The organism is Nocardiopsis valliformis DSM 45023, assembly GCF_000340985.1.
In the GTDB taxonomy this organism is placed as follows: domain Bacteria; phylum Actinomycetota; class Actinomycetes; order Streptosporangiales; family Streptosporangiaceae; genus Nocardiopsis; species Nocardiopsis exhalans.
Map to the genome: position 1 here is coordinate 107,511 of NZ_ANAZ01000003.1, position 20,304 is coordinate 127,814.

Here is a 20,304-nt window from a genome sequence, read left to right on the forward strand (position 1 = left end):
CAGGTCCGCGCGGCCCCACCCGGTGTTCTAGGCTCACTGATCATGAGCGAACGTGATGAACTCCTGCGTCAGATCAACGATAAGGCGGTCGTGCGCGGGAAGGTGACCCTGTCCTCCGGCAAGGAGGCCGACTACTACGTCGACCTGCGCCGGATCACCCTGGACGGGGAGGCCGCGCCGCTGGTCGGCTCGGTCCTGTTGGACACCGTCGAGGACCTGGAGTTCGACGCGGTGGGCGGCCTGACCCTGGGCGCGGACCCGGTGGCCACCGCGATGCTGCACGCGGCGCACGCCCGCGGGCGCAAGCTGGACGCCTTCGTGGTGCGCAAGGCGGGCAAGGCGCACGGCCTGCAGCGCCGGATCGAGGGCCCGGACGTCAAGGGGCGCCGTGTGCTGGCACTGGAGGACACCTCCACCACCGGCGGTTCGGTGCTCACGGCCGTGGAGGCCCTGCGTGAGGCGGGCGCCGAGGTGGTGGCGGTCGCGCTGATCGTCGACCGCGGCGCGCGCGGGAAGCTGGAGGAGGAGGGCCTGGAGTACCGGCCCGTCTTCGAGGTGTCCGACCTGGACGTCTGACCACCCCGGTGACCAACCCAGTTGATCGCCCCGGTGATCGCTGACCACTGACTGCTCGCGGTGGGGCCTTCGGGCCCCACCCCGGCGCGGAGGGCTCGGATGGGTTTACGGCTTGAGGGTGAAGCTGTGCCCCGGGTCGCGGTCGGAGACGTCGCGGTGGTCGCCGTTGACGTAGACCTCGACGGCGGTCGGGTCGCCGATGCTGACCTCGAGGCCGTTGGCGTTGCTGGGGTAGTTCACGGAGCTGCCCTGGGTGAGTTCCTGGTCCAGGAGTACGTCCCCGCCGGGTACCCGGACGAACACCTTGCTGGACTCGCCCACCACGCGGATGTAGAGAACGCCCATCTCGTCGGACTCCACCGCGTCGGCGGCCGCCTCAGAGGCGTTGGCGCTGACGCTGGTTCCGGTGCCCGGAAGTGCGCGGTACAGGAAGTACCCGCCGAGGGCCACCAGGGTGACCAAGAGCACGACGGCACCGACGATGGCCATCACCTGACCAACGCCACGAGGATCGTTCCTATGCCTGCCCACGGCGACGAATGTAGCGCGTATCACGACAAAAAGCGACAGCAGTCGTCCAGAACACACAGCTTCACCATCATTCGTGACATAGCCGTGCAGCATCCCCCGACCCATTCGGCACCCCCGCCCCTGCGCTCCTTCCTGTCCCCGTAAGCTGCGGGTACGTCGCCAATCCTGAGCTTTTTGGTCTAGACCTTTCCAACGGCTCCGGCTATTCGGGATACTTGGACGACGCCCGGTGGACACATCCGGACACGCGGCCCGCGGGCCGCCCCCGACGCTCCGGTCCCTCCACCGGGACAACGCACGTGGGGTGCCGTCAGTACGCGAGAGCTCGGCAGGCGAGAGCATCGCACTGGCGGCCGCTCGCTCCAGGCCGAACCAGGGAGAGTCAAGCCATGCCCATCGCCAGCCCCGAGGTCTACACCGAGATGCTGAGCCGCGCGAAGTCCGAGGGCTTCGCCTACCCGGCGATCAACGTGACCTCCAGCCAGACGCTGCACGCCGCCCTGCGCGGCTTCGCCGAGGCCGAAAGCGACGGCATCGTCCAGATTTCCACCGGCGGTGCGGAGTTCCTCTCCGGCGCTACGGTCAAGGACATGGTCACCGGCTCGGTCGCCTTCGCCGAGTTCGCTCGCGTCGTCGCCGCCAAGTACCCGGTGAACATCGCCCTGCACACCGACCACTGCCCCAAGAACAAGCTCGACGGTTTCGTCCGCCCGCTGCTGGAGATCTCCAAGGAGCGCGTGGCCAAGGGCCAGGAGCCGCTGTTCCAGTCGCACATGTGGGACGGCTCCGCCGTCGAGCTGGAGGAGAACCTCCAGATCGCTGACGAGCTGCTCGCCGCCTCCAAGGCCGCCCGGACCATCCTCGAGATCGAGGTCGGCGTCGTCGGCGGCGAGGAGGACGGCATCGTCGGCGAGATCAACGAGAAGCTGTACACCACCCCGGAGGACGCCCTGCGTACCGCCGAGGTGCTGGGCCTGGGCGAGAAGGGCTACTACATGACCGCCCTGACCTTCGGCAACGTGCACGGCTCCTACAAGCCCGGCTTCGTGAAGCTGCGCCCCGAGGTCCTCAAGACCGCCCAGGACGCCGTCGCCGCCAAGTACGGCAAGGCCAAGGCCTTCGACTTCGTCTTCCACGGCGGCTCCGGCTCCACCATGGAGGAGATCCACGAGGCGATCGACTACGGCGTCGTGAAGATGAACATCGACACCGACACCCAGTACGCCTACACCCGCCCGGTCGTCGACCACATCATGAAGAACTACGACGGCGTGCTGAAGATCGACGGCGAGATCGGCAACAAGAAGGCCTACGACCCGCGCGCCTACGGCAAGGTCGCCGAGGCCGGGATGGCCGCCCGCGTGGTCGAGGGTGCCCAGCACCTGAAGTCCGCCGGCAACAAGATGAAGTAGGGCCCCGGTAGGACCCCTGCCCGGTAGGGCCTCTGCCCGACCGCTCCCCCGCGGTCCGGCAGCCGGTGCCTGGTGCCCGGCGGTCGTGTCACGACCGCCGGGCACCGTCCTTTCTACTTCTCGGCTTTATCCCGCCCCCTTTCAGGGATGATCTTGCTACCAGAAGCAAGTTCGGCGCCGATTTCGCTTCTGGTAGCAAGATCACGGGGAATGTAGGGGTTTCGGAAGCAAGGGACACCCGCCGGAACGGGTTCTGGACACCCCTGTTCGACCCGCTCGCCGCCGGTCCCCTGCTCGTCCCTGCTCGCCCCTGTCCGCTCACCAGCTTTCCGATCGCCCCGGCGGCACGCAGCGGTCGCGACACGAAACGCGCCTGCGGACCGCCCGAATCACGAGGCCAGAAGATCTCTCCTGCCCCCGGACGGGAGAAACCCGGGTGCACTTTCCGGTGCATTTCCCCACAGGGCGCCCAGCCTCGAAAAAGGGTCTCCGACCTCCGGTTTCGGGATCGGGGGACCGGGCATTCCTCCTGCGCTTTCCCTTCGGACGGAATGAGGAAACGTGCAGGACAGGAACCGATCGGTCCGCCTGGAGGCTGTCGGCGTGCTCGTGGCGAGCTGCGTGCTCGTCGGGGGCTCGGCGGCCGCATTCCAGTGAGGAGAAAGGGACGGACCCATGCGGGTCACCGCTGAGGGTCTGGACTTCGAGTACCGGGGCTGGGGCCGCCGCGGCCGGAAGAAGGTCCTGGACTCCCTCACCTGGACCGTGGAGCCCGGGGTCACCGGGCTCCTCGGTCCGAACGGCGCGGGGAAGACCACCCTGCTCTCGCTCATCGTGACGCTGTTCCCCGTGCGGGGAGGGCGCCTGCTCATCGGGGAGCACGACCTGGCTACCGGGGCCGGCCGGTCCCGGGCCCGCCGCGAGCTGGGGTTCGTGCCGCAGCGCTTCACCCTGGCGGGCGAGCTGACCGTGGCGGACACCGTCGCCTACGCCGCTTGGGCGCACGGGCTGGACCGCCGCGAGTGCGGGGAGGCGGCCCGGCGGGCCCTGGCCTCCGTCGACCTGACCGAACTCGCCGACCAGCGCACGCGCTCCCTCTCTGGAGGGCAGCGCCAGCGCGTGGGCATCGCCGCCGCGCTCGCCCATGACCCCCGGGTCCTGATCCTGGACGAGCCCACCGCGGGCCTCGACCCGGGGCAGCGGCTCCGGGTGCGCGAGGTCGTGGCCGGTCTGGGCGAGGACCGGACCGTGCTGATCTCCACCCACCTCATCGAGGACGTCGCGCACCTGTGCTCCCGGATCGGGGTGCTGGCGGGTGGCCGGATCGAGTTTCAGGGGACCTTCCCCGAGCTGGAGGCACTGATCGACGACACCTCCGGGGCGAGCGCCTACGGCTCCGGGTTCGAGCGTGCCTACGACCAGCTGATCACTCGGGTCGGAGAACGCCCGTGAGCCCTGCTGGAACTCCATCCGAGAGCCCCGCCACAAGCCCGCCAGCGAACCAGTCCGCACCCTCGGCCCGCCCCGTGATCCCGTTCCGGAGCCGGTTGGCGGCCTCTCCGCTCTTCTGGCCGCTGCCACCACCGCTGGTGCTGGCCCCGGCCGGGATCATTCTCGTCATGACGCTGGCAGCCACCTGGGGCCAGCTCTCCTGGCGGGCTCTGGACTGGGTGTACCTCTCCGGACAGGTGGGGGTCCAGGCGCGACTGCCGGTCGTGGTGGCGGCCGGGGCCGCGGCCCTGGCGGCGGCCCGCTTCACCCGGCCGAGCCTGGTGTTCGCCCAGCCCTGGCAGCCCCGCATGGAGCGGGACCTCCCGCTGCGGCAGGCGACAGTGGTCACCGGCTGGTGCCTGGCCGCCTATCTGGTGGGGCTGCTCCCGCTGGCCGCCGCCGTCGCTGCCCAGGGCGCGGGTGTGCCGCAGCCGGTGCCGATCCTGGGGGCGCTGACCGGCTTCGCGGCCCTCACCCTGCTCGGCTACCTGTGCGGGGTCGCCCTGCGCGGGCCGATCGCGGTCCCGGTGGCGATCGGGCTGGTCTTCATGTGCACCAGCATGCCCCTGCTCGCCGACGCCTGGACCGCGCTGTCGCTCCAGCTTCCGTTCACTCTTTCGCTGGGCAACCAGGAGAGCGTCGCGCTCAGCTTCTACCGGCTGGGGTTCTTCCTGCTCCTGGTGACGGCCGCCGCGTGGACGACCGCCTGGCTGCTGCGGGCCCCGCACGGATGGTCGGCCCCGCAGATCACGGCGGTGGCCGCGGTGGCGATCGCCGCCGTCCTGCCCCACCTGTACGTGTTCCCGCTCGTGACCTATGCCCCGGGCGGCTCCGAGGTCTGCGCGGAACGCGATGGCATCCGTTACTGCGTGCACGAGGGGCACGCGGACGAACTCACCTTGATCGTCGAACTAGCCGCGCCGGTCTTCGCCGCCTACGGGCCGTCCGAAGCCCTTCCCGCGCAGGTGCGCGACCGCAGCCTGGCCACCGAGGACGACGACGTGCTGTACAGCGAGGAGCACGGCGTGCTCTGGGCGCGCGTCTATCCGGGCTGGGACCCGTACCAGCAGGTATCTCGGGAGGCCGCCGTCTGGCTGGTGCCCGGCCCGTGGGTGTGCGGCTCCGAGGGCGTGGGCAGCACGGACGTGGGGGCAACCCCGGAACAGCGGCGGATGAGCGCGCTGTTGGAGCTGGAGACGTGGCTCGCCTCGCGGCCCTTCCCTGATTCCTCCGGCGACGGATCACCCGCGGAGGCCACCCCCGACCCCGACGAGGTCCGGGACTGGATCAGCCGGAACGAGGAGCGGATCGCGGCGTGCGAGGTGGAACCGGAGGAGCTGCCGTGGCAACCGTGACACCACGCCGCTGGCCATCGGGCCGCTGGACACCGGGCACCGTACTCACCCCGCTAAGCCCCGCCCTGCTGCCGATGCTGTACGCCCTGGCCGCGGCCGTCGCGGCGGTGGTTCTGGGGCTGGCCTCCTCGGGCACCGTGGTGCCGGTGGCGGTGTTCGACTGGCCCAACGAGGAACAGCGGGTCCCCGTCGCCGAACTGCTGTGCGTGTGCGCGGCCGCGGTCGGGGCGTGGGCGAACCGGCCCCGCCTGTGGGAGTGGGAGCGGCTGGGCGGTGCCCGTACCCGGGTCCGGGCGGCCGCGGTGGCCGCGCTCGGCGTGCTGCTGCTCGGCGGCGCCGCGCTGGCGCTGCTGCCCTCCGCGTCGGAGGCGGAGAACTCATGGCTGCTGGTGACCAACGTCCTGTTGGCGGTGTCCGCCGTGTACCTGCTGGCGCCCTTCCTGGGGGCGGTGCCGTCCGGGCTGGTCGCGCTGGCGGGGATCCTCCTGGGGGCGGCCGCCTGCAACACGGTGCCGGGGCTGAACCGGGTGAGCCCGTACGCATACGTGGGATCGGACGGGTGGCGGGCCCCGGACCTGCTCACCGGGGTGACGTTGCCCGCGCTGGTCCTCGGACTGGCCACCGCCGCGGTGGCGGCGCACGCGCTGACGCACGGCTCCACCGCCCGGGTCCGACGGCGCAGTGCGGAGACGGGTTGAGCCCGGCGCTCCGGGAGACACCGCGCCCGGTGGCAGGATGGGGGCATGAACCTGCACCAGAACCTGCTGAACGAGCCGCCCGAGACGCGCCTGTCCGACGACCCCGAGGCGCGCGAGGCCCTGGCCATCGCCGACGACCCCACCCCGGTCGCCGGTCGCTTCCCGTCCTACTCCGCCGCCTGGGCCCGCCTGGCCGAGCTGGCCCTGGCCGACGGTCAGCCGGTGGCCGCCTACGCGTACGCCCGCACCGGCTACCACCGCGGGCTGGACCAGCTGCGCCGCTCCGGGTGGAAGGGCCACGGCCCGATCCCGTGGGAGCACGAGCCCAACCAGGGCTTCCTGCGCGCCCTGCACTCCCTGGGCAAGGCCTCGGAGCAGATCGGCGACGCCGAGGAGGCCGAGCGCTGCGCGACCTTCCTCCGTGAGTCCAGCGCGGAGGCCGACAAGGCCCTCAACGGCTGAGTCAGGCAGCGCCCGCAGCACCCGTAGCCCTCGCGACAGTCCGGCCGGTCCGGTTCCCTCCACGAACCGGACCGGCCCGCCCGGGGAAAAGGCCTGCGCACAAAGCACCTCGGAACCGTGTGGCGCAAGGGCCGCAGTGCCCCTCTTAACCCGGATGCGCAGGTCGTGTACGCTCAATACGCAACGGCCCCTGTCGCTGCCTTGCGCCAGGGGTTCTTCCATGTTCGGGGCCGGAAATGCCCCGGTCAGGTGTCGAGCGAAGAGGTAGAGACCAATGCCGGCGATCACGCTCGTGGGTGCCCAGTGGGGCGACGAGGGCAAGGGCAAGGCGACCGACCTGGTCGGCGACCGCGTGGACTATGTGGTCCGTTACCAGGGCGGCAACAACGCCGGGCACACGGTGGTCATCGGCGACCAGAAATACGCCCTCCACCTGCTGCCCTCAGGCATCCTGTCCCCGAACGTCGTGCCGGTCATCGCCAACGGCGTCGTCATCGACCCGGGCGTGCTCTTCGAGGAGCTGCGCGGCCTCCAGGAGCGGGGTGTGGACACGTCCCGCCTGGTCATCTCGGCCAACGCGCACCTGATCATGCCCTACCACCGGGCCCTGGACAAGGTCAGCGAGCGCTTCCTCGGCAAGGGCAAGATCGGCACCACCGGCCGCGGCATCGGCCCGACCTACGCCGACAAGGTGACCCGCCAGGGCGTGCGCGTGCAGGACATGTTCGACCCCAAGATCCTGCGCAAGAAGATCGAGCTCGCCCTCCACGACAAGAACCAGCTCCTCACCAAGGTGTACAACCGGCGCGCCCTCGAGGCCGAGCCGATCATCGAGGAGTACCTGGGCTACGCCGAGAAGCTGCGCCCGCACGTCGCCGACACCTCCCTGATCCTGAACAAGGCGCTGGACGAGGGCAAGACGGTCTACCTCGAGGGCTCGCAGGGCACTCTCCTGGACATCGACCACGGCACCTACCCGTTCGTCACCTCCTCCTCGCCCACCGCGGGCGGCGCGGCGGCGGGCGCGGGCATCGGCCCCAACCGCATCTCCAAGGTCGTCGGCATCCTGAAGGCCTACACCACCCGTGTCGGCTCCGGCCCCTTCCCGACCGAGCTCCTCGACGAGCAGGGGATCTGGCTGCGCACCCAGGGCCACGAGTACGGCGTCACCACCGGCCGCGACCGCCGCTGCGGCTGGTTCGACGCGCCGATCGCCCGCTACGCCACGCGCGTCAACGGCATCACGGACTTCTTCCTGACCAAGCTCGACGTGCTCACCGGCCTGGACCGCATCCCCGTGTGCGTGGCCTACGACGTGGACGGCGTGCGTCACGACGAGATCCCGATGACGCAGACCGACTTCCACCACGCGACGCCGATCTACGAGTACTTCGACGGCTGGTCCGAGGACATCACGGGCGCGCGCAAATTCGAGGAGCTCCCCAAGAACGCGCAGGACTACGTGCGTACTCTTGAGAAGATGGCCGGAGCCCCGATCTCCGCCATCGGTGTCGGGCCGGGCCGCGAGGAGACCCTTCAGCTGCGTTCCCTGGTCTGACCGGCGACCACCCGTTCTTCCCTTCAGTAGAAGAAGAGGCCCACTGTAGTGAAAGCCCTCGTTCTCGGCGGCGGAGGCCGCGAGCACGCACTCGTCCGAGCTCTGTCCCTTGATCCGGGCGTCACCAGCATTCACAGCGCTCCCGGCAACCCGGGGATCTCCGACCTGGCCGAGAACCACGTCATCAACGTGACGGACGGGCTGGCCGTGACCGAACTGGCCGCGCGCCTGCGCGCCGAGCTGGTCGTGATCGGCCCGGAGGCGCCGCTGGTGGCCGGGGTGGCCGACGCCCTGCGCGACCGCGGTATCCCGGTCTTCGGCCCCGACAAGGAGGCCGCGCACCTGGAGGGCTCCAAGGCCTTCGCCAAGGAGGTCATGGAGGCGGCCGGGGTACCCACCGCCAAGGCGCGCGTGTGCCGTAGCGCCGGCCAGGTCTCCGAGGCCCTCGACGAGTTCGGGGCACCCTACGTCGTCAAGAACGACGGGTTGGCCGCGGGCAAGGGCGTCGTGGTGACCGAGGACCGCGCGCTCGCTGAGCAGCACGCCCGCGAGTGCGGCCGGGTCGTCATCGAGGAGTTCCTCGACGGCCCCGAGGTCTCGCTGTTCGTGCTCACCGACGGCGCGCACGCGCTGCCGCTGCTGCCCGCCCAGGACTTCAAGCGCGCCTACGACGGCGACCAGGGCCCCAACACGGGCGGTATGGGCGCCTACGCCCCGGTGCCGTGGGCTCCCGCCGGTCTGGTGGACGAGGTCATGGAGTCGGTCGTGCGGCCGACCGTGTCGGAGATGAACCGCCGCGGCCACCGCTACCAGGGTCTGCTCTACGTGGGCCTGGCGCTGACCTCGAAGGGTCCGCGCGTGGTGGAGTTCAACGCGCGTTTCGGCGACCCGGAGACCCAGGTCGTGCTGGACCGGCTGGCCACCCCGATCGGCGCGGTCCTGCAGGCGACCGACACCGGTGGTCTGGGTTCGATCGGTTCGCTCCAGTGGAAGTCGGGTGCCGCGGTGACCGTCGTGGTCGCCGCCGAGAACTACCCGGGCGACCCGGTCAAGGGCGACCTCATCGGCGGCCTGGACGCCGCGAACGCCCTTGAGGGCGCCTACGTGCTGCACGCGGGCACCGCCTGGGACGGGGTGCGCGACATCAAGTCCAACGGCGGCCGCGTGCTGAACGTGGTCGGGACCGGCGCGGACCTGCGCCAGGCCCGTGAACGCGCCTACGAGGCGGCCAGCCGCCTCGAACTGCGCGGTTCGTTCTACCGCACCGACATCGCCGAACGTGCCGCGGCCGAGGTCTAGTACCCGGAAGCGACGCGAGAGCGTGAGAGGGGCCCTCGGCAACCGCCGGGGGCCCTTCGCCGTGCGCGGGCGGGCCCGCTGTATCGCGCACGCCGTGTCCCGTGCGGTCCGTGGGGGCCGCCTGAACGTTCGGAACAGCGGGAACGCGATACTGGAGGGGTTCGCACCGAAACCCAGAGATTGGCATCCTCCCCGCCGGGTACTGACGGGGATTCCGACTCGCCCTCGCGGGCCAGTGGCACTGCGCGCCTCGCGGCGACAGCTGGTTCCTGTTTCACCGGCCTGTGCCGGAAAAGCGAGTTCCCCGGTCTTACCTGGCCTCCGCAGGCATTTCACGTCTCCGCCTGCCCGGCGGCGACGCAGCGACAAGTGTGGTTATCACCAGCCACCAATACAGAACGTACGTAACCATGAGCGCATCGTGCAAATCAGACCCGATTCACCTCCGGGCTGAAGGCCGGAGCACTCTCGACAAGACAGGTAGCGTCATGAGCGGCTTCGTCACCGTCCCCGAGCCCGTCGAGGTTCCGGGGCTCACCCACCTGCACACCGGCAAGGTGCGCGACCTGTACTCGACGGCCTCCGGCGAGCTGGTGATGGTGGCCAGCGACCGGGTCTCGGCGTACGACTGGGTGCTGCCCACGGAGATCCCCGGCAAGGGCCGCCTGCTCACCCAGCTGTCCCTGTGGTGGTTCGAGCGGCTCGGCGACCTGGTGGCCAACCACGTCGTCTCGGACACCCCTCCCGAGGGCGCACCCGCCGACTGGGCCGGTCGCACGCTGGTCTGTGAGCGGCTGGACATGGTCCCGGTGGAGTGCGTGGCCCGCGGCTACCTGGCCGGTTCCGGACTGGCCGAGTACCGGATGGACCGCACGGTGTGCGGGGTGCCGCTCCCCGAAGGGCTCACCGACGGCTCCGAACTGCCCGAGGCGATCTTCACCCCGGCCACCAAGGCCGAGGTCGGCGACCACGACGAGAACGTGTCGTTCGAGGTCGTGGCGGACCGGCACGGGGAGAAGCTCGCCGCGGAGCTGCGGGACCTGACCCTGCGGGTGTACGGGCGCGGCCGGGACATCGCCCGGGAACGCGGTGTCCTCCTGGCCGACACCAAGTTCGAGTTCGGCCGCAACACCGCCGGTGACCTGGTGCTGGCCGACGAGGTGTTCACCCCGGACTCGTCCCGTTACTGGCCGGCCGACGAGTGGAGCCCGGGACGCGCCCAGCCGTCCTTCGACAAGCAGGTCCTGCGCGACTGGCTGACCTCGTCGGCCTCCGGCTGGGACCGCGCGTCGGACACGCCCCCGCCGGAACTTCCGGCCGACGTGGTGGAGCACACTCTGTCCCGTTACACGGAGATCTACGAGCGCTTGACCGGCACCAAGCCCGCCCTGTGACCGACGCCGTCCGCGTGATTCAGCGCACGCGGACGTCGTTTCGGCTGTGGGAGCGCGTATGGTGGTGTGGTCGTATGCAACGCCGAAGTAACGGACAGCCATGCGTACGACCCTCGGTCTCTCCCTCCGGCGTAATGCCTCTTTGGCCGTTTGGCGGGACTTCAACCGCGATCTGCGGGTATACCACGTTCTGGGCCTGTTCATGTGTAGTGCTTGCTATAGAGTCATCGCGAACCCACCGGTTCAAGGCTGCGCAGGTCACACGCAAGATGGCCGCAACATTTCGGGGCAAACCCGCGTCTTAAACGCAAACAGGCGAAACCCGACGAGGGTGTCCCTCTTTTTCACATCTGCCTCACAAAGGAGCACATGAGCATGGGCCAGGAGGTTCGTTACCGCGTCCGCGGCGGACGCCCCCTCAGCGGAACGGCGTTCATCCAAGGCGCGAAGAACGCCGTCCTGCCGATGATCGGAGCCGCCCTGCTGGCGGCCAAGGGCCGTACTGTGCTGCGGAACGTTCCGGTCATCGAGGACGTCTACCGCGCGCTTGAGCTCGCCGAACACGTGGGAGCCAAGGTCGCTTTCCACGAGTCCGAGCGCACCGTCGTCATCGACGCTTCCGGTCTCAACGACCCCGAGCGCGCAGTCCTGCCCGCCGACATCGCGGCCCGCTTCCGCGGCTCCGTGCTCTTCGTCCCCGCGCTGATGCACCGCACCGGCCGCGCCCGCATCGAGGGCGTCGGCGGCTGCAACCTCGGCAGCCGGAACCTCGACTTCCACTACCGCGGCTTCGCCCGGCTGGGCGCCGAGGTCACCGAGGACCTCGAGCTGAACCACATCAACGTGGAGGCCAGCAAGCTCCGCGGCGGTCACCTGTACCTGGACACCCCGTCCCACACCGGTACCGAGAACCTCCTCATGGCGGCCGTGCTGGCTCCCGGCACCACCGTCATCGAGCACGCGGCTCTCGAGCCCGAGGTCATCGACGTCATCAACTTCCTCTCCGCCATGGGCGCGAAGATCAGCGGTGGCGGCACCGGCCTGATCACCGTCGAGGGCGTCGAGGAGCTCACCGCCGTCGAGCACACCATCATGTCCGACCGCATCGACGCCGGTGTGTTCGCGATGACCGTCGCTGCCACCGGTGGCGAGGTCAGCCTGGTGGGCGCCAACCTGGACCACCTGGGTGTGGCCCGTTGGAAACTCGAGCAGATGGGCGTCGGCTTCTCCCAGGAGGGCGCCGTCCTGCACGTCCAGCGGGACCCGTCCGTGCCGCTGCGCCCGATCAACGCGGTGACCTCGCCGTTCCCGGGCTTCGCAACGGACCTCCAGTCCCCGCTGATGGCCCTGGCCACCCTGGCCGAGGGTGAGAGCTACATCCACGAGGCCATCTACGACGGCCGCTTCGCGCTGGCCGACGAGCTCAACAAGATGGGCGCGAAGATCGAGGTCGAGGGCACCCGCGCCATCGTGCACGGTTCCACGAACCTGCACGGCGCCGAGGTGATCGCGCACGACCTCCGCACCGGTGCGGCCCTGGTTCTCGCCGGACTGGTCGCCGAAGGTGAGACAATCGTGGCGCCCGGTTATCTGGTGGACCGCGGTCACGCTCAGTTCGCTTCGCGGCTCGCCGCGCTGGGCGGCGACGTGGAGCGCGTCACCGTCTCGTAGAGCCGTAAGCGCAGTTCAAGCCGGGGTGGGGGGCTTCCTCCCACCCGGGCTTTCGGCGTTGATATGCAAAACGATCTTCTTTGGCCCCGCACAATGGGTACGATCTCGGCAATCATGCCGTGACAGAGATCGGGTCGGGAAACCAGTGGGCGCACATAGTGAAGAGCGTGGAATGGTAGCGGGGAGCAGCCCGAGGTGAGTGCGCAGCGTACTGGCGATTTGACGATCGGCGTCATAGGACCCCATGAGGTGGTCGAACGGGTCATGCTCATGGGTCCGGGGTCCACCGGGCCCCTCAACGCCAGACTCATCGCCGCCGCCTACCGAGATGAGCAAGAGGCGACGGACAAGGTCGTCAGGCTGGGGTCGGCGATCGATGCCTATTTGTTCGCCAGCCCCGTGCCCTACGAGTTCGCACGGAAGGCCGGCGTGTTGACCATGCCCGCGACCTTCGTGCCGCTCGGCGGGGCCAGCCTGCACGAAGCCCTGCTCCGAGCGACCCTGGACGAACGGTTCGACCCGACTAGAGCGAGTCTCGACGTGCTCAGCCGCGCTGACGTGGTCGAGGCCTACTCCGAGGTCGACCTGCCCGTGGACGGTATCCACGTACACGAGGAGCTGACCAACACCGCCCAGCTCACGTCCTTCCACGAGGGACTGTGGCGGCGCAAGGCCACCAAGATGGCGATCACCTGCGTGCGCGGGGTCGCCGAGCGGCTGGAGGCCATCGGAGTTCCGGTGATCCGGCTGCGGCCCACCAACGCGGGTGTGCGCAGCGCGCTGCAGACCGCCGGTCTGCTGGGCGCGCACCACCGTTTGGAGGAGGCCCAGCTCGGAGTGGTCGTCGTGGACGTGCCCACACTGCGCGACTCCTCCCGGCGCTCCACCCCGCGCTACTGGCGCGAGGAGCTGCGGCTGTCGCTGCACCGGCTGCTGCTTCAGGAGGCCCACCGGATCAACGCGACGGCGCACCGGCTGGACGACCACTCGTTCATGGTGACGGCCACGCGTGGTTCGCTGGTCACCGCGACCGAGGGCTTCCGGCAGCCGCCGTTCGTGGAACGGATCAAGGCGGAGCTGGGCATCGCGATCGAGGTGGGTATCGGCATGGGCCGCACCACCCAGGACGCGGAGTCGCACGCCCGCGCGGCGCTCAACCGGGCCCAGGCATCCCGGCAGAGCTTCGCGGTGGACCGTGAGGGCCGCTCGCTGGTTCCGGCGCAGCGCGCCCCGGCCCGCCAGTCGTCCGAGCCCCTGCGTACCAAGGGCCGCGAGACCCTGGTGCGGCTCTCGGAGAAGATCGCCGAGGAGGACGGGCCTCTGGTCGTGGACGCGGAGAACGCCGGGCGCATGCTCGGGGTCACCTCCCGGACCGCGCGCCGGCTGCTGCGCACCCTGGTGGAGGAGGGCCTGGCCTGGCCGCTGCCGCCCAACCGCACCCTGCAGCCCGGCCGTCCGCGACAGCTCTACCGGCTGATCGTGGAGAAGCTGGACAAGGACGCGGCGGGCAAGTAGCACGCAGCTACGACGGAGCGGGGCAGTCCCACGGGGCCGCCCCGCTCTTCGGTTCGAAGCCGCCGGTGCCTCCGCGAGGACCGCGTAGCTTGCTAGATTGCTGGCAGCCTTGAATTCATCACATCCGTATCACCAGGTCACCGATGGCGGCTACGACGTGCGCCTGGCTCGGACCAGAACCGCTGATCGGGGGATGCAGTGCTCACTCGGCTAGAGGTCGACGGGTTCAAGAACCTACTGGGCCTCTCAGTGGATTTCGGGCCTTTCACCTGCATCGCGGGCGAGAACGGTACCGGCAAGTCGAACGTGTTCGACGCGATCCAGTTCCTGAGCCTCCTGTCCAGCCGATCACTGATCGAAGCCGCCTACGAGGTGCGGGGGTCTACCGGAGGTGAGCGTTCCGGGAATCCGCGCGAGCTGTTCTGGAACGGGTATGAGTCCCAGGACAGGCACATGGTTCTCGCTGCCGAGATGATCGTCCCGGAGTACGTGGAGGACGACTTCGGACGCGAGGCCCAAGCGACCAGCACCTACCTGCGTTACGAGGTGGAACTGGGGTTTCAGCCACCCTCCGGAGCGAACCGGACCGGTGGTTTGGTCCTCCTCGGTGAGCGGCTGAAGCACCTCAACCACAGTGAGGCACGGGACCGGCTGCGTTTCCCTCACAGCAAGGTCGAGTTCCGCGACAAGCTTGTGAAGAAGGGGCGAAGCAGCCCGGACTTCATCTCGACCACCTTTCATGACGAGCAGGTCGTCATCAACATCCATCAGGACGGCGGCAGCCGAGGCCAACCCAAGGGGGCTCTCGCCTCACGGGCACCGGCAACACTTGTGAGCACGGTGACGAGCAGTGACGCACCGACGATCCTCGCGGCTCGCAGAGAGATGCAATCCTGGCGTCGGCTCGCACTGGAGCCCACCGCCCTACGTGCCGCGGACCGCTACACGGACCCGCAGACGATGGATGTCAACGGGCAGCACCTGCCGGGAACCCTGTTCCGCATCGCTCAGCAGGAACCGCACGGTGACCCCGAACGCGTCTACGCCCGGGTGTCCGGCAGGCTCGCCGATCTGGTGGGGTCCTCTGTCGACCAGTTGAGCGTCGTCGAGGACGAACTACGCGAACTCCTGACCATCCAGCTCAAGGAATCGAACGGGCTTCGGCTGCCCGCTCGCAGTCTGTCCGAGGGGACTCTCCGTTTCCTCGCGCTTTGTGTCCTTCTCGAGGACACTTCCGTCGAGGGGGTGCTGTGCATGGAGGAACCCGAGAACGGCATCCATCCAGCCCACCTTCCCGCGATGGTGGAACTGGTGCGCGACCTCGCGGTGGAACCGGAGTTCGCCCCCGGAGAGGACAACCCGTTTCGACAGGTGCTGGTGAACACCCACTCACCTGGCATCGTGCGTGCTGTCGACACGGCCGACCTGCTCTTCGCGGACACGGTGCTACAGAAACGCCCTGACGGAAATCTCGCCCGCGCTCTGCGGCTACGTCCTATGACAGGTACGTGGCGGGCGGCGAGTCCGGAGACGGACGCCGTGGCACGTCCCGACATCCTCCCCTACCTGACGTTCGCTCCCGGCGCACAGCTCACTCTGGAGGAGCTGTGACTGTCCGGATCCTCTTCCTCCGCGAGGGCACGAGTGACGATGGAATCGCCGAGCACATCGAGAACATCGCTGCGGGCCTGGGTATCGAGGTCGCTCTCACCAATCCTGACCTGGACCGTCTGAACGCCCAAGGCCACACCATCGGCGACAAGCTCAGTAGGGTCTCGGAGCTAGGTGGCGTCTACGAACTAGTGGCCGTTCACCGCGACGCGGACAACGTGGGTCGTCAGCCCCGGGTCCTCGAGATCGAGGATGCCGTGCGTACGCACATGCCCGGGGTGGTCCACGTGCCCGTGGTCCCCGTACGCATGACCGAGGCCTGGCTTCTCGTGGATGAGTCGGCCATCCGCAGGGTCGCGGGAAACCCCAATGGGCGCTGCGCGCTCGGCCTACCCCAGGTCAGCAGGGTGGAGACGATAGCTGACCCGAAGAAGCTCCTGAAGGAGGCGTTGGCAACTGCTTCAGAGCTTTCTGGCCGCAGGCTCAAACGGTTCAATGACCGCTTCTCCGAAAACCGCCGACAGCTTCTTCAGCGGCTGGACACCGACGGCCCCGTCACCAAGCTGCCTTCTTGGCAGGCTTTCGTCAGATCTGTGGAAGACGGCTTGCACCAGTGCGGCGGTTAGAGGTCAGTAGCACGCCCGAAGGGGGCGGCTCCGGTACCGGAGCCGCCCCCTTCGGCGTCGCGGCGGTGGTGGCCGGTCAGCGGCGCTTGGCGTAGGAGGTCGCGACGGAGAGGAACACGTCGTTCTCCTCGGCGGTGCCGAGGCTGATCCGGGCGCCCTCGCCGTCGAACGGACGTACCGAGACGCCCTCCTCGGCGCAGGCCGCGGCGAAGTCCATGGTGTCCTCATCCACGCGCAGCCAGACGAAATTCGCCTCGGTGGGGGGCACGGTCCACCCGGAGGCCACGAGGGCCTCACGGACGCGCTCACGCTCCTTCACGGTGGCCTCCACCCGCTCGAGGAGCTCGGGTTCGGCCGCGATGGACGCGATACCGGCCGCCTGGGCCAGGTGGTTGACCGCGAAGGGCACGATCGTCTTACGCACCGCGGCGGCCACGTGGGGGTGGCCGACGAGGTAGCCCAGGCGCACGGCGGCCAGACCGTAGGCCTTGGAGAAGGTACGCAGGACCGCGACGTTGGGGCGGTTGCCGTACAGCTTCACGCCGTCCGGGACCTCGGGGTCGCGCACGTACTCGCGGTAGGCCTCGTCGAGGATGACCAGCACGTGGTCGGGGACGCGGTCGAGGAAGTCGACCAGCTCCCGCTCCCGGACCGTGGTTCCGGTCGGGTTGTTCGGGTTGCACACCAGCACCATGCGGGTGTTGTCGGTGATCGCGGCTAGGAGGGCCTCGAGGTCGTGGGTCTCATCCTTGAGCGGGACCCGGACCGACGTCACCCCGGCCAGTTCGGCCAGGAGCGGGTAGGCCTCGAAGGAGCGCCAGGCGTAGACGACCTCAGCGCCCGGCTCCCCTACGGCCTCCAGGAGCTGCTGGAGCACACCCACGGAGCCCGCGCCGAGCGCGACGTGGTCCTCGGGCACGCCCAGGTGCGCGGCGAGCCTGGCGACCAGCTCGGTGGCGCCCGGGTCCGGATAGCGGTTCAGGTCGGCGGAGGCCTCGGTGATGGCCTCGCGCACGGACGGGAGCGGCCCGTAGGGGCTCTCGTTGGAAGACAGCTTGATGGAGCGTCCGTCAGGCCCGACAACCCTGAGACCGGGCTTGTAGGCGGGGATGGACTCCAGTACCGCCCGCAGATATGGCGATTTCGACTCCGACACCATTGTCCTTCCTCAATACTTTGTGCTAACCCCGCGACACGCTCAGCAATGAGGTGCCCGGGACGGCCACCGCTCCAAGCGGAAATATCGCACAAACGAGGAGATATCACCATGCGTTTGCGTCATAGTCCTGTCCGCTCCGCATCGAACACGGCCCTGCCCGCCGCAATCGCGATGACCTGTGCGATCACCCTGGCGGCCTGCGGCGGAGCGGACGGGGAACAGGGCGAGGACCCCAACGCCGAAGCCGCCGCGCAGCTGCACGAGGCGCAGCCGATCAACGTCGGAGACGTGACACTGCTCCCCGAGAGCAGCGAGGCCGGAACCTACTCCGAGCTTGTCACAGTGCAGTATTCGGAAGAAGTGCGGGCCTCCACCGAACTGGACAAACCCGAGTGCATGGACGCCGCCAACCGGTGGGGCGACCTGGACACCGTGCGCGAGGCCCCCGCCTCCGTGGCCGCCTACGAGTGGGACCTGGGCAACGTATCGAGCATCCTCGTCCAGCTCGACGAGGACTCCGCGGCCGAGGCCCTGGCCGTCAAGCCCCCGGAGGCCTGCGCCGAGTACACCGCCACCTACGAGGACGGCAGCAGCTCCGACTACGGCGTCACCGACCTGGACGTCCCCCGGATCGGAGACGAGTCGCGCGCCTTCAGCATCCAGGTCAGTGACGACGACGGCCAGAACCACATGTACACCGTCATGTACCGCAACGGCGGCCTGCTGGGCACCACCTCCGTGATGGGGCCGGGCGAGGCCGAGGACTACGAGCAGATGCTCGTGGACTTCAGCGAGGCCGCGATCAAACGGCAGGGCCAGATGCTCTGACGTCGTCCGGGGCGTCGTCCGGAAGGCCGCGCCCGGACTCGCCCGGGAGCGCCTTCGCGAGGGTCCCCGGTCTGGCCGCGCCCCGCCCGTCGGTCTCGTCCCGCCTGGCCGCCTCGCGCGGCGGGGGCAGCCTGCGCGGCGGCCCCTGGAGGTCGAGCGTGGTCACCGCCCCGAAGGAGGCGATCACCGTGCCGCCCTCCCGATCCATCAGGACCGCGCGCACCCCGGTCCGGCGCGGGCCGCCGATCCGCACCGCGTAGACCACGTCCACCCGGTGACCGTGCCGCAGGCCGTCGTAGCGCAGGAACCGCCAGCAGCCGTGGCGCCAGGTCTCCTCCGGCTCGGACCTGAGCATGAGCTTGGCGTTGGTCCGCCAGACCTCGCTCCGGCGCAGGCGTCGGGTGGTCGACCGCTCGGAGACCTCGCGCAGCGCGCACGGTTCGCTGGTGGTGACCCGGGCCGCCGCCTCACGCAGTTCGGGACTGAGCAGGGCCAGCAGGAGCAGCTGCACGCCCAGGACCGCACCGTGGACCGGAGTGGGATCGGCGGCCACCTGCCAGCCAGTGGGCGCCAGCCCGACCGTGGCCAGCGCGGCCACCGCGAGCAGGGACGCCCGGGCGAGCGTGCGCCACCCGATCGGTGCCTGGCTCAGCCCGCCGAAGCAGCCGCACCCGGCTTCGGGGTCGCGGCGGCGGGCCACCAGCAGCAGGACCACGGACACCGCGAACATCAGGGCAGTGAACAGCCGGGCCGCCTCACCCAAAGCTCCGGTCGCGGTCAACAGGGCCACCGCGAGAGCGGCCTCCAGCAGGCAGGTGGCCAGGGTAGCCGGTCTGCGCAGCCGTTCGGGCAGCAGGACGGCCACGCCGGTCCCGGCCGCGCGCGGGCTGGCCTTGGCCGCCGCGCCGAGCAGGAGCAGGGCCGCGAGCAGCGGTAGCTGGACCTCGCGGACCGCTTCGAGAACCTCCGGGAACATCGGTTACCCCTCCTGGTTGGCGACGGTCATGGTCGCGTTGAAACAACCCGCCTCCAGCCGCCCGCCCAGGGCGACGAAGGAGGTCATGGTGAGGGAGGCGAGCCGGCCCGCGCCCTGACTGCCGCAGGCCGGGCACAGGTCGCACAGCCAGCTGTCGGCGGCCGCGCAGTCCACCACGGGGACCACCGCGGTGTCCCGGGTGCAGTCGTTGCGCAGGCTGAGCGCGGCACCGGTGGACAGCAGCGGCAGTGGCACGCAGGAGGTGCGCCGGTCGCAGGTGCTGTTGTGTTCGCCCTCGTGGCCGACCGGGTCGAGCGCAGGGTAGGCGGCACCGGCGGCCAGGGCCCGCGGGTACAGGTGGCTGGAGCGCCCCCAGGCGGGGTCGTACCAGGTGGCGATGCCGGTGACGGTCGTCGAGTACTGCCGGGTGGGCGGGCGTCGCGGAGTGGCGCTCAGCGGGTAGGGCGGCTGTGTGGTGACCGGCCGCGAGGCCTGGATCTCGCCGTTCTGCCAGGTGCCGACGGCGTCGAAGAGGTAGCCCGGTTCCAGGCGTGGGTGCCGGACCGCGATGCGCCCGGAGGAGCGGTAGGGCAGGACCACGGTCAGGCGGGGGCGGCCGTGACCGGGGTCGACCTGGAGGGTGTCGCCCTCCCGGGCGGTGATCACACCGGTGGCCCGGGCGGCCTGGGCCCAGACGCGTTCGGCGACCAGGCGGCCGTCGTGCGAGCACAGCACCACGGCGTCGTCACCGGGGCGCAGCTCGGTGGGGCGGACCTCACCGCCGCGCCAGAAGCTGGTGACGCGTTCGTAGAGGAAGCGCTCCTCCCCCTGCGGAGTGGCCAGGCAGAGCATGTACGAGGTGGCGTCGACGACCACTCCGCGCGCGACGCGGTGGTGGACCGGTGTGGGCTCGGGTGCGGCCGCGGCGCCGAGCACGGCCGCGGTGAACCGTCGGCGGTCCCGCCCGTGATCCCGACCGCTGTCCGTCATCACTGACATGTCCTTCGCGCCCCCTTGTAGACCGACTCGTCCGTCTGTGCCCATTGTCGCCCCCGACCCCCGTAACGGCTGTTCACACGCCGACACGGACCGGTTCGTGTCGGTGACATGTCCGGGGCATTGCACTGCGGCGCGCCTTCGGC

The 20,304-nt window shown here is 69.7% G+C and carries 18 protein-coding genes; 14 read left to right on the plus strand and 4 right to left on the minus strand.

The window, feature by feature from the left end:
* Nucleotides 1-42 precede the first annotated feature (42 nt).
* Nucleotides 43-576 carry an orotate phosphoribosyltransferase gene (gene pyrE / locus D457_RS0103160; RefSeq protein ID WP_017579189.1) on the plus strand — a complete coding sequence of 178 codons (534 nt, stop codon included), beginning with the start codon at nt 43-45 and terminating at the stop codon, nt 574-576.
* Between the two features lie 105 nt (nt 577-681).
* Here pyrE and D457_RS0103165 read toward each other — a convergent pair whose 3' ends face one another.
* Nucleotides 682-1,065, minus strand: coding sequence for a RodZ domain-containing protein (locus D457_RS0103165; protein WP_017579190.1), 384 nt, complete (start codon nt 1,063-1,065; stop codon nt 682-684).
* A gap of 431 nt (nt 1,066-1,496) precedes the next feature.
* Here D457_RS0103165 and fbaA point away from each other — a divergent pair, with 431 nt between their 5' ends.
* The 12 genes from fbaA (at nt 1,497) to D457_RS0103230 (ending at nt 16,199) form a co-directional block, all read left to right on the plus strand.
* The gene (fbaA, locus tag D457_RS0103170; protein ID WP_017579191.1) at nt 1,497-2,519 is read left to right on the plus strand and encodes a class II fructose-bisphosphate aldolase; all 1,023 of its coding nucleotides are present in this window, start codon (nt 1,497-1,499) and stop codon (nt 2,517-2,519) included.
* 675 nt (nt 2,520-3,194) lie between these two features.
* Nucleotides 3,195-3,971 carry an ATP-binding cassette domain-containing protein gene (locus tag D457_RS0103180; protein WP_017579193.1) on the plus strand — a complete coding sequence of 259 codons (777 nt, stop codon included), beginning with the start codon at nt 3,195-3,197 and terminating at the stop codon, nt 3,969-3,971.
* Nucleotides 3,972-4,138: 167 nt separating this feature from the next.
* Nucleotides 4,139-5,365: an ABC transporter permease gene (locus tag D457_RS0103185; protein ID WP_239645996.1), complete on the plus strand. Its 1,227-nt coding sequence runs from the start codon at nt 4,139-4,141 to the stop codon at nt 5,363-5,365.
* Nucleotides 5,353-6,063: a hypothetical protein gene (locus D457_RS0103190; RefSeq protein WP_239645997.1), complete on the plus strand. Its 711-nt coding sequence runs from the start codon at nt 5,353-5,355 to the stop codon at nt 6,061-6,063. The genes D457_RS0103185 and D457_RS0103190 overlap by 13 nt, the downstream gene beginning before the upstream one ends.
* A 45-nt stretch (nt 6,064-6,108) precedes the next feature.
* Complete coding sequence (locus tag D457_RS0103195; protein WP_017579196.1) at nt 6,109-6,525, plus strand: DUF3151 domain-containing protein; 417 nt, start codon at nt 6,109-6,111, stop codon at nt 6,523-6,525.
* 274 nt (nt 6,526-6,799) lie between these two features.
* On the plus strand, nt 6,800-8,083 hold the full coding sequence (locus D457_RS0103200) for an adenylosuccinate synthase (RefSeq protein ID WP_017579197.1): 1,284 nt from the start codon (nt 6,800-6,802) through the stop codon (nt 8,081-8,083).
* 48 nt (nt 8,084-8,131) lie between these two features.
* Complete coding sequence (purD, locus tag D457_RS0103205) at nt 8,132-9,382, plus strand: phosphoribosylamine--glycine ligase (RefSeq protein WP_017579198.1); 1,251 nt, start codon at nt 8,132-8,134, stop codon at nt 9,380-9,382.
* A 488-nt stretch (nt 9,383-9,870) separates the two neighbouring features.
* Nucleotides 9,871-10,776: a phosphoribosylaminoimidazolesuccinocarboxamide synthase gene (locus D457_RS0103210; RefSeq protein ID WP_017579199.1), complete on the plus strand. Its 906-nt coding sequence runs from the start codon at nt 9,871-9,873 to the stop codon at nt 10,774-10,776.
* A gap of 375 nt (nt 10,777-11,151) precedes the next feature.
* The gene (gene murA, locus D457_RS0103215) at nt 11,152-12,447 is read left to right on the plus strand and encodes a UDP-N-acetylglucosamine 1-carboxyvinyltransferase (RefSeq protein ID WP_026116285.1); all 1,296 of its coding nucleotides are present in this window, start codon (nt 11,152-11,154) and stop codon (nt 12,445-12,447) included.
* Nucleotides 12,448-12,696: 249 nt separating this feature from the next.
* Nucleotides 12,697-13,962: a hypothetical protein gene (locus tag D457_RS0103220; RefSeq protein WP_026116286.1), complete on the plus strand. Its 1,266-nt coding sequence runs from the start codon at nt 12,697-12,699 to the stop codon at nt 13,960-13,962.
* A 198-nt stretch (nt 13,963-14,160) separates the two neighbouring features.
* Nucleotides 14,161-15,573: an AAA family ATPase gene (locus tag D457_RS0103225; RefSeq protein ID WP_017579202.1), complete on the plus strand. Its 1,413-nt coding sequence runs from the start codon at nt 14,161-14,163 to the stop codon at nt 15,571-15,573.
* Nucleotides 15,570-16,199, plus strand: a complete 630-nt coding sequence (locus D457_RS0103230; protein WP_017579203.1) for a hypothetical protein — start codon at nt 15,570-15,572, stop codon at nt 16,197-16,199. The genes D457_RS0103225 and D457_RS0103230 overlap by 4 nt, the downstream gene beginning before the upstream one ends.
* Nucleotides 16,200-16,275: 76 nt before the next feature.
* Here D457_RS0103230 and hisC read toward each other — a convergent pair whose 3' ends face one another.
* A complete protein-coding gene (hisC, locus tag D457_RS0103235; protein ID WP_017579204.1) occupies nt 16,276-17,358 on the minus strand; it encodes a histidinol-phosphate transaminase in 1,083 nt (360 codons plus the stop codon).
* A 171-nt stretch (nt 17,359-17,529) separates the two neighbouring features.
* On the opposite strand from hisC, the gene D457_RS0103240 reads away from it, so the two are divergent.
* Nucleotides 17,530-18,186 (plus strand): hypothetical protein, encoded by a 657-nt coding sequence (locus D457_RS0103240; protein WP_017579205.1) that lies wholly within the window; start codon nt 17,530-17,532, stop codon nt 18,184-18,186.
* On the opposite strand, the gene D457_RS0103245 is transcribed toward D457_RS0103240, so the two are convergent.
* Both D457_RS0103245 and D457_RS0103250 read right to left on the minus strand, forming a co-directional pair.
* Nucleotides 18,161-19,162 (minus strand): MauE/DoxX family redox-associated membrane protein, encoded by a 1,002-nt coding sequence (locus D457_RS0103245; RefSeq protein WP_017579206.1) that lies wholly within the window; start codon nt 19,160-19,162, stop codon nt 18,161-18,163. The two genes, D457_RS0103240 and D457_RS0103245, sit on opposite strands and share 26 nt — an antisense overlap.
* Before the next feature lie 3 nt (nt 19,163-19,165).
* Nucleotides 19,166-20,152, minus strand: a complete 987-nt coding sequence (locus tag D457_RS0103250; RefSeq protein ID WP_017579207.1) for a hypothetical protein — start codon at nt 20,150-20,152, stop codon at nt 19,166-19,168.
* Nucleotides 20,153-20,304 lie beyond the last annotated feature (152 nt).

Coding starts and splice junctions, on each gene's coding strand:
- pyrE (WP_017579189.1), top strand. CDS start 43: ATGAGCGAACGTGATGAACTCCTGCGTCAGATCAACGATAAGGCGGTC.
- D457_RS0103165 (WP_017579190.1), bottom strand. CDS start 1,065: ATGGCCATCGTCGGTGCCGTCGTGCTCTTGGTCACCCTGGTGGCCCTC.
- fbaA (WP_017579191.1), top strand. CDS start 1,497: ATGCCCATCGCCAGCCCCGAGGTCTACACCGAGATGCTGAGCCGCGCG.
- D457_RS0103180 (WP_017579193.1), top strand. CDS start 3,195: ATGCGGGTCACCGCTGAGGGTCTGGACTTCGAGTACCGGGGCTGGGGC.
- D457_RS0103185 (WP_239645996.1), top strand. CDS start 4,139: ATGACGCTGGCAGCCACCTGGGGCCAGCTCTCCTGGCGGGCTCTGGAC.
- D457_RS0103195 (WP_017579196.1), top strand. CDS start 6,109: ATGAACCTGCACCAGAACCTGCTGAACGAGCCGCCCGAGACGCGCCTG.
- D457_RS0103200 (WP_017579197.1), top strand. CDS start 6,800: ATGCCGGCGATCACGCTCGTGGGTGCCCAGTGGGGCGACGAGGGCAAG.
- D457_RS0103210 (WP_017579199.1), top strand. CDS start 9,871: ATGAGCGGCTTCGTCACCGTCCCCGAGCCCGTCGAGGTTCCGGGGCTC.
- murA (WP_026116285.1), top strand. CDS start 11,152: ATGGGCCAGGAGGTTCGTTACCGCGTCCGCGGCGGACGCCCCCTCAGC.
- hisC (WP_017579204.1), bottom strand. CDS start 17,358: ATGGTGTCGGAGTCGAAATCGCCATATCTGCGGGCGGTACTGGAGTCC.
- D457_RS0103240 (WP_017579205.1), top strand. CDS start 17,530: ATGACCTGTGCGATCACCCTGGCGGCCTGCGGCGGAGCGGACGGGGAA.
- D457_RS0103245 (WP_017579206.1), bottom strand. CDS start 19,162: ATGTTCCCGGAGGTTCTCGAAGCGGTCCGCGAGGTCCAGCTACCGCTG.
- D457_RS0103250 (WP_017579207.1), bottom strand. CDS start 20,152: ATGACGGACAGCGGTCGGGATCACGGGCGGGACCGCCGACGGTTCACC.